At 57.7% G+C, this 11178-nt stretch carries 9 protein-coding genes; 4 read left to right on the top strand and 5 right to left on the bottom strand.

The features are described from left to right. Window positions 1-11 precede the first annotated feature (11 nt). From ligA to ALMA_RS06065, 3 genes are all read left to right on the top strand, one after another. Window positions 12-2642 carry an NAD-dependent DNA ligase LigA gene (gene ligA / locus ALMA_RS06075; protein ID WP_094726820.1) on the top strand — a complete coding sequence of 877 codons (2631 nt, stop codon included), beginning with the start codon at window positions 12-14 and terminating at the stop codon, window positions 2640-2642. A gap of 62 nt (window positions 2643-2704) precedes the next feature. Continuing rightward, on the top strand, window positions 2705-3847 hold the full coding sequence (locus ALMA_RS06070) for an Mrp/NBP35 family ATP-binding protein (protein ID WP_094726940.1): 1143 nt from the start codon (window positions 2705-2707) through the stop codon (window positions 3845-3847). Beyond that, window positions 3840-4478 (top strand): SGNH/GDSL hydrolase family protein, encoded by a 639-nt coding sequence (locus ALMA_RS06065; RefSeq protein WP_094726819.1) that lies wholly within the window; start codon window positions 3840-3842, stop codon window positions 4476-4478. Before ALMA_RS06070 ends, ALMA_RS06065 begins: the two co-directional genes overlap by 8 nt. Here the strand turns inward: ALMA_RS06065 and ALMA_RS06060 are convergent. Next, on the bottom strand, window positions 4443-5402 hold the full coding sequence (locus ALMA_RS06060; protein ID WP_158520673.1) for an alpha/beta hydrolase family protein: 960 nt from the start codon (window positions 5400-5402) through the stop codon (window positions 4443-4445). The genes ALMA_RS06065 and ALMA_RS06060 overlap by 36 nt on opposite strands. A gap of 82 nt (window positions 5403-5484) precedes the next feature. Between ALMA_RS06060 and ALMA_RS06055 the strand changes: the two genes are divergently transcribed. Further along, a complete protein-coding gene (locus ALMA_RS06055) occupies window positions 5485-6033 on the top strand; it encodes a Panacea domain-containing protein (protein WP_158520672.1) in 549 nt (182 codons plus the stop codon). A gap of 436 nt (window positions 6034-6469) precedes the next feature. Here ALMA_RS06055 and glnA read toward each other — a convergent pair whose 3' ends face one another. The 4 genes from glnA to ALMA_RS06035 form a co-directional block, all read right to left on the bottom strand. Further along, window positions 6470-7903, bottom strand: coding sequence for a type I glutamate--ammonia ligase (gene glnA / locus ALMA_RS06050; protein WP_086105979.1), 1434 nt, complete (start codon window positions 7901-7903; stop codon window positions 6470-6472). Between the two features lie 264 nt (window positions 7904-8167). After that, on the bottom strand, window positions 8168-8893 hold the full coding sequence (locus ALMA_RS06045; protein ID WP_094726816.1) for a DUF4191 domain-containing protein: 726 nt from the start codon (window positions 8891-8893) through the stop codon (window positions 8168-8170). Between the two features lie 75 nt (window positions 8894-8968). Continuing rightward, window positions 8969-10399 (bottom strand): dihydrolipoyl dehydrogenase family protein, encoded by a 1431-nt coding sequence (locus ALMA_RS06040; RefSeq protein ID WP_094726815.1) that lies wholly within the window; start codon window positions 10397-10399, stop codon window positions 8969-8971. A gap of 105 nt (window positions 10400-10504) precedes the next feature. After that, complete coding sequence (locus tag ALMA_RS06035; protein WP_094726814.1) at window positions 10505-11137, bottom strand: DUF3043 domain-containing protein; 633 nt, start codon at window positions 11135-11137, stop codon at window positions 10505-10507. Between the last annotated feature and the right edge of the window lie 41 nt (window positions 11138-11178).

Below are 11178 nucleotides of genomic sequence, written 5' to 3'. Positions count from 1 at the left end.
GATGATAACGCATGACGAATGATACGATGCAAGGCGCTTTTGATTTGTTTGAGGAGACTTCGGGGGCGGACGCTTTTCCAGCCGTGATTACCAAGCAGGACACTCAGCAGGACGCTCAGCCGGATACGCCGTGGTACGAGGCGCTCGAGTATACCGATGCGAGCGCGCTGTCTCTGCAGGCGCGAGGCGTGTCTGAGGTGGCTGCTCTGAGTGCGGATGTGGCGCAGCGTGTCTGGGCTCGCGTGGCTGCCTGGGTGGAGGCAGACCAGGTGGCCTACTATGTGAAGGATGCTCCGGGCTCGTCCGATGCGGCGTATGATGCGCGCATGGAGTTCCTCAAGAGGCTCGAAGCGGCTTTCCCTGCACTGGACACAGAGCAGAGTCCTACCCACCGCGTGGGGGGAGATTTTTCGAATGATTTCGCCTCGGTAGATCATCCGTCGCGTATGCTCAGTCTCGATGATGTCTTCAGCATAGGCGAGCTGGAAAACTGGTATACGGGTGTGCGCCGCCAGCTCGACCTCGGCGCGCATGACCCCCTGCCTATGACGTGCGAAGTGAAGATCGATGGCCTGGCGCTGAACCTCATCTACAGCAACGGTGTGCTCGAGCAGGGGCTGACGCGTGGCGATGGTGTGACGGGTGAAGACATTACAGCAAATGTACGCACCATAGCGAATATCCCGCAGAATCTCTCGGGTTCGCCTGAGGACATTCCGGAGTTTGTGGAGATTCGCGGGGAAGTCTTCATGCGTTTCGATGACTTCGAGGAGCTGAACCGCGCGAATGAGCGTGCTGGGCGTGCTCTCTTCGCAAATCCGCGTAATGCTGCAGCTGGTTCGCTGCGGCAGAAAGATCCGCGTATTACCGCGCAGAGGCGTCTGAGCTTCTATGCGCATGGACTCGGTCTCGTGCGCTGGGGCGAGGGCTCTGCTCACGCGGGTGTGAAGGGGAATGCGGCGGAACACGCGGCGGGGCTCGAGAAGCAGAGCGATGCGTATGATTTTTACGAAAAGTGGGGTGTTCCCGTTTCGTCGCATACGCGCATCGTGCAGTCTTTCGCGGACATTACGGATATGATCGAGTACTACGAGCAGCACCGCTATGACATCGAGCATGCGCTCGACGGTATCGTGGTGAAAGTAGACGAGCGTGCGCTTCAGCAGCAGCTCGGTATGACCTCGCGTGCCCCACGCTGGGCCGTGGCCTACAAATATCCTCCGGAAGAAGTGAACACTGAGCTTCTCGACATCACTGTTCAGGTGGGGCGCACGGGACGAGTCACCCCAGTGGCACAGCTGAAGCCTGTACTCGTGGCTGGTTCGACCATCTCGCGCGCGACGCTCCATAATCCGTCCGAAGTGGAATTTAAGGGAGTGAAGATAGGCGATGTGGTCGTGGTGCGTAAAGCGGGCGACGTCATCCCCGAGATAGTGGGGCCAGTGCTCTCTGCACGCGAAGGGAGAGAAGACCAGCTACGTGACTTCGTCATGCCGGATGTGTGCCCGAGCTGCGGTACGCCTATAGCTCCAGAAAAAGAAGGGGATAAGGATGTCCGCTGTCCGAACTCCGAGTCCTGCCCAGCGCAGCTGGCTGAACGCATTATCAAGCTCGGGTCGCGCGAAGCCTTCGACATCGACTACCTCGGAAATCAGGTGGCTCAGGCCCTGGCAAACCCAGAACTCGACCGTCCGAGCTCCGTGGAGTTTTACGCTCCAGACCTGAAGGCTGTGGAAGTGAAGGATGATGCGTCAGGATCAGCGGCTGGCTCAGCAGTATCCTACATTCCAGCTGAAGGCCTGACTCTGCCAGCAGAGCAGACGCCTGTGGTCCAGTCCCTGGCGGATATCTTTACTTTAGATGCGGATAAGCTTCGTGACGTGAAAGTGTGGCGTGAAGTCCCACTCGTGCACGTCACCTCGTATGTGGATCCAGACACAGGAAAGAAGAAGACGAAGCGCAAGCGCGTGGGCGGATCTGGCCTGTGGCATCAGGTACCAGCCTTCTATAATGCTCCGAAAAAGAAAAAAGACGAGCACGGCCAGGAGTATGTGGAACCTGCTGAGCCGTCGAAAACTACGGTGGCCATACTCGAGCAGCTCCAGAAAGCTCGTGACGCAGACATGTGGCGCGTACTCGTGGCCCTGTCCATGCGGCACATCGGAGCTCCAAATGCGCACGCGCTCGCAGCTGTGTATCCATCCCTACCTTCCTTCGTGGGAGTGAGCATGGAGGACCTCAGCAGCATCGATGGAGTGGGTGAGGCTCTCGCGGAATCGGTCTACTCGTGGATGTCTCATCTCGGGAACACTGCCGACTGGCGTGGTCGCATTCTTCAGGCATGGATGGATGCGGGCATAGGCATGCGCGTGGCCGAAAAAGAAGAACTCGACCAGACGCTCGCCGGGCTCACCATCGTGGTTACCGGATCTCTCGAAGGCTTTACCCGCGACGGGATCAAAGAGACTATCCTCGCTCATGGGGGTAAACCATCAGGATCAGTGAGCAAGAAAACGGACTATGTGGTCGTGGGCGAAGCTCCAGGAGCGGCGAAGATTACGAAAGCAGAGGCTGCAGGTGTCCCTATGATCGATGCGGATGCCTTCCTGCACATGCTCGAGACGGGGGAGAGGCCACAGTGAGCGAGCTGAACGAACAGAACGAACTCACCGAGGAACGTCTCGCGCGCGAGATCTACGCACGCATGACCGGCGTCATCGACCCGGAACTCGGCAAATCCATCACGGACCTCGGCATGGTGACTGGCGTAGAAGTGACGCGCGAGGATGAGCAGGGGGCGCAGGGCGCAGACCATGCGCACGGTGCGCACGGCGCAGACCACGCGCCCGCCTTCCGCGTCCACATCAGCATCGAGCTGACCGTTCCCGGCTGCCCGCTCTCGGACGTCATTCGCCAGCGCATCGAGGACGCCGTAACGAGTTACCCTGATGCACACCTCACCCTCGAGCTGACCGTCGGCTCCATGAACGAGGAAAAACTAGGGAACCTCGTGGCCGAGCTGAAGGCAGCACGCCGCGAGAATCCGTTCCACAAGCCGGGCATTAAGACACGCGTCTTCGCCGTGGCCTCCGGTAAAGGAGGAGTAGGAAAGTCTAGTGTAACGGCGAATCTCGCCGCCACGTTCGCCGCTCTCGGCTATGATACTGCCGTCATCGACGCAGACATTTATGGTTTTTCCATGCCGAAGCTACTCGGCGTGACGAGCCATCCCACGAACCTGAACGGTATGCTCATGCCTGTAGAAGCGTGGGGTACGCGCGTCATGTCCATAGGCATGTTTGCTGGCTCGGATCAGGCTATCCTCTGGCGCGGCCCGCGTCTGCAGCGCTCGCTCGAACAGTTCCTTTCGGACGTGTGGTGGGGAGAACCGGATGTTCTGCTCATCGACATGGCTCCGGGTACAGGAGACATGGCCATTTCGGTGGCTCAGGCGCTGCCGAATGCGGAGCTCATCGTGGTGACCACTCCGCAGCCGTCTGCGTCAGACATCGCAGTGCGCGCGGGGCTCGTGGCTCTGCAGGTGCCGATGGATGTGGCAGGCGTGGTGGAGAACATGTCCTGGTATGACCACGTGGGTGAGCGCTTACGCATCTTCGGGGAAGGCGGCGGCCAGCGCGTCTCTGACCAGCTCACCGCGCAGTTATCCGCGAAGCTCGGCCACGACGTGCCTCTTCTCGCGCAGCTTCCGCTCGAGACCGATATCCGCGAGGTGGGCGAGAGCGGCCGGCCTGCCGTGCTGAACGCGGACGGTAGCCTCGCCGATTCCGCGCTGGCTGAGAGCTTTACGCAGATGGTGCGCTCGCTCATGGAGCGTGACCGTGGCTGATTTTCTGACTGGCTGGGAGTCCTTACCGGGGAACGGTGCGGAGTATGACGTCTCGCACGTGTCTGCTCGCTCGGCGGTGGATGGCCTGACGGGTGCGCGCGTGCTCATGCTCGGCTCCTCCGTGACGTGGGGGTATGCGTCCGGCGGTCAGGCGCTCGGCGAGTATCTGGCTGCCCGCTTTCGTATGCGCGTGACGAAGGAGGCGGTGAACGGGACGACGCTATCTGGCGACGACTCGGATACGTACGTCGCGCGACTTCAGCGGCGCGAGGAGACGTATGATCTGGTCGTGGTGCAATTGTCCACAAACGACGCGACGCACGACCGTCCGGTCCGCGCCGTCCTCGCCGCGCTCGAGACGATCCGCGCGTACGTACGGCGCAGGTGGAACGCGCCGGTGGTCGTCTACACGAATACGCGGTATGGCAGCGCGCTGTACGGGCGGATGGTGGACGCCGTTCTTCAGGCCAATTTTCCCACGATAGACCTCTGGCACTCTCTCGAACCGGAGCATCTCGAACTGTATATGGCAGACGCCATCCATCCTACTCGCGCCGGATACGTCCGGTGGTGGGCGCCTGAAGTGGAACGGCAGTTAATTCTGAAGCAGGAACGCGGCGAGCTGCGGTAGAGCGCTCGAGATGGCCTGCGCATCTGCCGTATGACCTGTCCCCTCGAGCGGAACGAGCTGAGCATGCGCGAAATTCTTCACCGCAGCCTCGCTGTAGCTATAGGGAACGAGCTCATCCGCCGTGCCGTGGATGATAAGAACGGGTCCCGTATACGCTTTCTGGTCCGCAGTGGGGTCATAATGGAGCGCGTCGAGGACGTAGCGGCGGCCGATGGTACGATTCTCATACGTGACAGACGGCGGAATCTGATCCTCGCTCGTAAAGCCGAGCTTCTGGTAACCATCCTTCACGAGGTCTGGTACGTTATACGCCGGAGCGAGAAGAATGAGCGCGCGGACGTCTTTCGGGTGGGCGGCGGCGACCATGGTAGAAATGAGACCGCCATGGCTGATGCCGGTGAGATAAATGTGACCTGTGTCCACGTACGTCTGCTGATGCCAGTGGGCGAGCACGGCTTCGAGATCAGCCTTCTCAGTCTGAATGGACATGTCCAGCATGTCACGGTCTCCACTGCGCGAATTTGTGGAGCCGCCATAAAAGTCAAACGCGTAGACCACGTACCCCTGCTCAGCTACTTTCGGGGCCAGAGAGTCTGCGAAGTCTGCATTCGAATTATATCCGTGCGCGAGAATCATCACGGGAAGCTTCAAGCGCTGGTAATTCGACGGAGCATAGACCTTACCGTAAAGGTTTATGGTCTGGCCGTCCGCGGTGGTGCGGCGGATGGTGGTGTCGTGGCTGATGATATGCTTCGAGGCCTTATTCTGCTGGCTGATCTTATCTATCTGACCCGTGATGTTCGTGATGGTCTGTGGGGTGAGCTCAAGATCCGGGAAGAGTGTTTTCAGCGCGAAAAAAGCGCCGCCGAGCACGAGAGCGAGGGCGACGAGCAGGATGAGAGCACGACGTATCACCTTTTTCATAGTGGTTATAGTATACGCGGGGTGGGGGAAGTTATACTGAGAGGAGAAGAGTGAAACAGGTTTGAGAGGGGAGAAGCTGAGCATGGCTGGAGTAGTGGATGTAGCTCGTTTTATTCTTTCAGCGAGGCGGCGGAAAAACCTGAGGACTAGCCCTGATATGCTGCAGGGACTTCTGTACATCTGCCAGGGATGGATGCTCGTGGCGCGAGACTGTCCACTCTTTCCTGAAGGTATTCTGGCGGATAAGAGAGGGCCTATCGTACGCGAAATAGAAACACAGATGAATAGCCTTCGTCGTGAATGTCTCGTCTCTGAAGGGGATGGGGATGAAGCAGTAGGGCTTACTACCGTGGAACGAATGCTCGTGGAAAGAGTGCTGCGTATCTACGAGGACTACAGCGGCGAGAAGCCTTCTCTAGGTGAGAGCTGGTCGGGTATAGAGACTGTGCAGATCATCAGTCATGACAGTATTCTTTACTACTTCTCACAGCTTGATGCAGATCCTGGAGTGGAAAAGAGTATGCCACGGCCTTATCTTGCGGATATCTCAGTGAGGTCTTTTATTAGCGAAAATGATTATGAACAAATAGAAGAATACATGCGCTTGGCATACGGTGTCAGAGCGTTCTGATAAAGTAACCAATAACAGCAGCCCCCTAAGCCTCCTGTCACAGCTTATGTGAGAGTGCTCAAACCTGGGGGTTCTTTCTTTTCAAAATGCTCACGCTATAAACCTTTACCACTGCTGAGAATACATGTGATGTACAGCGAAAGCCCTCCACCTCGTCAACAGTCAGGCCAGTTGTGTGTAAATCCGTTCGCATGCGTACTCATTTTTCTGGAATATCTACTTCAGCGATTCGTAAAACGAATGAAGTTGCAAACAGCTATCTCTAGTAATGGCGTCAAATCCCATACTCCACTGTTCGATTTTATTTTTTGCTTATCGGCGCATTTTATGAAGAGGGTGATGAAGAAAATGAGCCGATGAGCAAAAAGTAGGGGTGTGTACCGAATCACATTCAGTACACACCCCCTACGAAGAAACTATCTAACGATAGACACCCTTAAATATGGAAGTACAGCTGGTACTCCAGTGGGGTAGGCTGCAGGCGTGCTGCGTCTATCTCCTGCTTCTTCAGGTCTATCCAGGTCTCGATGAGATCCTCCGTGAAGACGTTTCCTGCGGTGAGGAAGTCATGGTCTTCTTCCAGAGCCTTCAGAGCTTCGTCCAGCGAGCCTGGAACGGTCTTGATGCCTACCATTTCTTCTGGTGGCAGCTCGTAGAGATCCTTATCTACTGGCGCTGGTGGCTCGATGCGGTTCAGGATACCGTCGATGCCTGCCATGAGCTGAGCAGAGAAGGCGAGGAATGGGTTCGAGCTAGGATCTGGAGCACGGAACTCGATGCGCTTAGCTGCTGGAGACGTACCAGCCAGTGGGATGCGGATAGCTGCAGAACGGTTACGTGCAGAGTACACGAGGTTTACTGGAGCTTCGAAGCCAGGAACCAGACGCTTATACGAGTTCAGCGATGGGTTCGTGAAGGCGAGCACTGCATCCGCATGCTTGATGAGACCGCCGATGTACCAGCGTGCGATGTCCGAAAGTCCACCGTAGCCATTCTCATCGTAGAACAGTGGCTTTCCATCCTTCCACAGGGACTGGTGGCAGTGCATACCCGTACCGTTATCCCCAGCGATAGGCTTCGGCATGAAGGTAGCTGCCTTACCGAACTGAGCAGCAGTGTTATGCACCACATACTTGAACTTCATGAGGTCGTCGCCTGCGTACTTCAGAGAGTTATAACGGTAGTTAATCTCTTCCTGGCCAGCGCCACCGACTTCGTGGTGGGAACGCTCGAGGGTCAGGCCTACCTTCTGCAGGTTATGCACCATTTCGTCACGCAGGTCTGCAGTCTGATCCAGTGGTGGAACAGGGAAGTATCCACGCTTCGCCTGATTCTTAAAGCCAGTGTTCGGAGTGCCGTCGATGTTCGTCTCTGCCCCCGAGTTCCAGCCAGCCTCATCCGAGTCTACCTCGTAGAAGGACGTGCGCATGGAGTTCTCGAAGCGCACCTTATCGAAGACGAAGAACTCTGCTTCTGGAGCGAAGGACGCAGTATCTGCGATGCCCGTAGACTTCAGGTAAGCTTCAGCCTTTGCTGCTACCTGACGAGGATCACGCGAGTAGGCTTCACCGGTGATAGGATCCACGATAGAGAAAGCCACGTTCAGCGTCTTATGCTTACGGAATGGGTCGATGTATGCCGTGGTGACGTCTGGAACCAAGTTCATGTCCGACTCATTAATGGCCTGGAATCCCTGTACCGAGGAGCCGTCGAATGGAAGACCATCCGTGAAAGCACCATCGAGGAACTCGCTGGCAGGAACATTAAAGTGCTGCTGCACACCGATGAGGTCAGTGAAGCGTACGGATACGTATTCGATGCCTTCAGAATTAATGAGAGCTTCTACGTCTTCTTTAGTAGAAAGAGCCATGAGCTATACCTTCTCTAGTCGATTAAGAGTACAGTATCTATTCTAAGAGAAGGGGTTTCCTAAATGAGATATTTAGGTTACGAGCGTGTAAAGCTTAACGCCAGCTGAAGGAACACAGGGCGTGTCGCGCGAAACGCCGCCTTAGCCAGCTGCCCGCTACCAGCTGCCCGCTGCCCGTCCCCGAGATCGCCGTCCTATACGACAAAGGCCCGCCTCGCGAACGAGACGAGCCTGAGCCCTTAAGCAAAATGGACCTCAGAAAGCTTAACGTCCACGCATCGCGCGACGGCTTTGATGCTGAGCAGCGCGCGGGTCGATGCCTCCCGGAATGCCCATGCCAGCCATACGCTGCAGCGTGCGCAGACGGCCGTTCAGATGGTCGAGCTCATCCGAGGTGAGCGTGCCCTTATAGCGCTTACGCATAGCCTTACTCAGCTGGGAGATGCGCACCTGGCCCTCGTCGTTACCCGTGTTAATGACGATGATGCGGATGTTCGAGCCCTGTGTGACGCGGCGAATCTTCGCCTTCTCGGACTCCACAGCCTTCGCCACGCGGCTCGTAGGACCCTCGGAGACGAGGTAGACGCCATACAGGCTCGTACCGCGCCAAATCATATCCTTCGTGCGAGGATCCACCCACACAGGCTGCTCCTCGAAGGTATAGATGCGCTTGCTCAGAGACTGCAGCACCGCGCCAGCAGCTCCAGGATTCCCCTCGATGCGCTTATACCCGACCGTCTCCGAGCGGCGCGAGAGCACGAAGGTAGCAGCCAGAAGACCCACCATGAAGGCGAGGATGACGTTCAGTATCCACGCGAACCAGCCGAGCTGGAACGGCAGACCCAGCAGAATGACCACCACGAATGGGATGAGGAATGCGCCGGCCACCCATGCGGTCACCTGCGGATCATCCTGCCGTGTGAAGTCATACAGCTGCTTCATCTGACGGAATATGTTATTACGTCGTGGCTTTTTCTGTTCGTCTGCCATAATGTGCGTTAACCTCGCCCTTCCTGCTTTCCTGCGCTGGACAGTTTCTAGATACCCTACTGTAGCACGGGGCATTTACCGTACGTTCAGTGGCCTGCCGTCTGCCTTGAGGAGCGTTTCGCCGAGCGTTTCGCTTAAGGTTGGATGCGCGAACAGAGCGTTTGCAGCGTCGGTGAGTGGTATGCGGTTCTGAATGATTTCGCGCGCGGCTCCGGCGAGCTCGGACGCGCTCGGTCCGGCCATGTGCACGCCCACGACGATGCGCGCGGCCTTCTCATCTGAGCCGTCGGACAGCGCGGTGACGAGTACGGTCGTTCCGTTCGCGCCGAGCATGGCCACGCGTGGGTTCGACAGCTGCGGTACGACCGTTTCCTCCACGCCTTCGAATCCCGCGTCTTCAGCTTGCTGAGCCGTGTATCCTATGCTGACGGCGTCGATGATGCCGTAGACCACCTGAGGAATGGTGCGCGTGTCCACGACGTGCGTGGAGCGTCCGGCTATGCTTTCCGAGACGGTGAGTGCTTGCTCGAAGGCCTCGTGTGCGAGCAGGAGTCCGCCTGTAGCGTCTCCCACCGCCCACACGTCCTCGAGATTCGTGCGTCCGTACGCGTCCGTGCGGATGAATCCGCGCTCATCGAGGTCAATTCCTGCTCCAGCAAACCAGTCCGCCTGCGTATTTGGCACGCGACCGATGGCGATGAGTACCTTATCTGCCGAGACGGTTTTCTCGGTCTCGTCGCCTGTCTTTGCATTCGCTACAGCATAGGTGACAGTACCGTCCTCAGCCACGGAGGTGATGTGGCTGTGCGTCTCGAAGTGGACACCTTCGCGCTTCATGGTGCGCATGATTACGGAGCTGACGTGGCTGTCCCATCGGGACAGGGGAGCGTCTTTCCGCAGAAGTACGGTGACCTGAGTCCCCAGAGAATTCCAGAAGGTGGCGAATTCGAGCGCGATGGCTCCTGCTCCCACGATGACCACGCTTTCTGGCTGCTCAGTGAGGTCGAGTGCTTCGTCCGAGGAGAGAATGCGCTCGCCATCCACAGGGAAGCCGTCCAGTTCAGCCGGACGCGACCCCGTGGCCAGTACCACATGCTGAGCGGAGAGCTCACGCGCATCCTCGCCATCGACCACGCGCACCTGGTGGGGCGCCAGCAGAGAGCCTTCGCCGTGAATGATATCGATGGAACGCGCCTTCATATGCTGGGTGAGACCCTTCACCACGCCAGTGACGGTCTTATCCTTCGCCGCTTTCAGAGCAGACATATCCACAGCATTCACGGAGATATCCAGACCCCAGACATGCGCACGCTTCGCGTCATGGAGAGTATGTGCAGCAGTCAGATATGCTTTCGTAGGAATGCAGCCGCGATTCAGGCAGGTGCCGCCCACCTCATCACGCATCTCTATCACAGCAGTGTGGAGGCCCAGCTCGCTCGTGCGCAGAGCCGTAGCGTAGCCACCAGGGCCAGAACCTATCACGATGACATCATAATCAAAACTCATAGGGCTTATTCTACCGCGAGGGTGCGCAGTTCGTTAGTAGCGGATAAATTGGCATGAAAAAAGCGCGCCCGTACGACACGAGCGCGCTCAGAAAAGCCGAAAGCCTTACTTCGGCCAGACGCCATGCTTCTTCGAGCGCGGCTTCGGCAGACGCCACGGGCGAATCTGCAGAGCGCGGCTCCACGCGTAGTAGCCCGAACGCATACCGCGAGCCACAGCGCGCTCGCCGAACTTCTCCACGAGCTTCTTCTTCAAACCGCGCCACATGAGCCAGCAGTCGATGATGATGGCGAACAGATATACGTACATGAGCACGAGGATGACGAGCGAAGCCTGCGGATACACGTAGCTGGCCACGAGCGAGACGACCAGAAGCGCCACGACCACGATCATAAAATACTCGCCGATGTTAAAGCGCGCATCCACGTAATCGCGAATGTACACGCGCCACGGAAGCTGCTCACTCTTCGGCATGTTCCTGAGGTCGCCCGTGCGCATAGCCTCATACTCGCTGTTCTCGCGCTCGCGGCGGCGGGCGTTTGCGGCCTTACGCTGCGCCTTACGGTCCTTCGGCGCCAGAGGAGTCATGCGTGCGTTCTCAGCATCACGACGCTTCGGAGTAGGACGACCCTTCTTCTCCGAGCCAGTGGAAGCAGAAGCGGTCTGTCCCGCGCCAGCGCTGGCAGCGGAGGACTGCTCCTCGTCCTTATTTTTACGATTCAATGGATTCCAGTTCATTCTTTTAGAGTAGGAAAGAGCCTAGACCTCGGGGAATGAGG

Source organism: Alloscardovia macacae, from assembly GCF_002259705.1.
Lineage (GTDB): Bacteria > Actinomycetota > Actinomycetes > Actinomycetales > Bifidobacteriaceae > Alloscardovia > Alloscardovia macacae.
The sequence above is the reverse complement of the archived record's forward strand: the minus strand, read 5'-3'. Positions and strand labels throughout refer to the sequence as shown.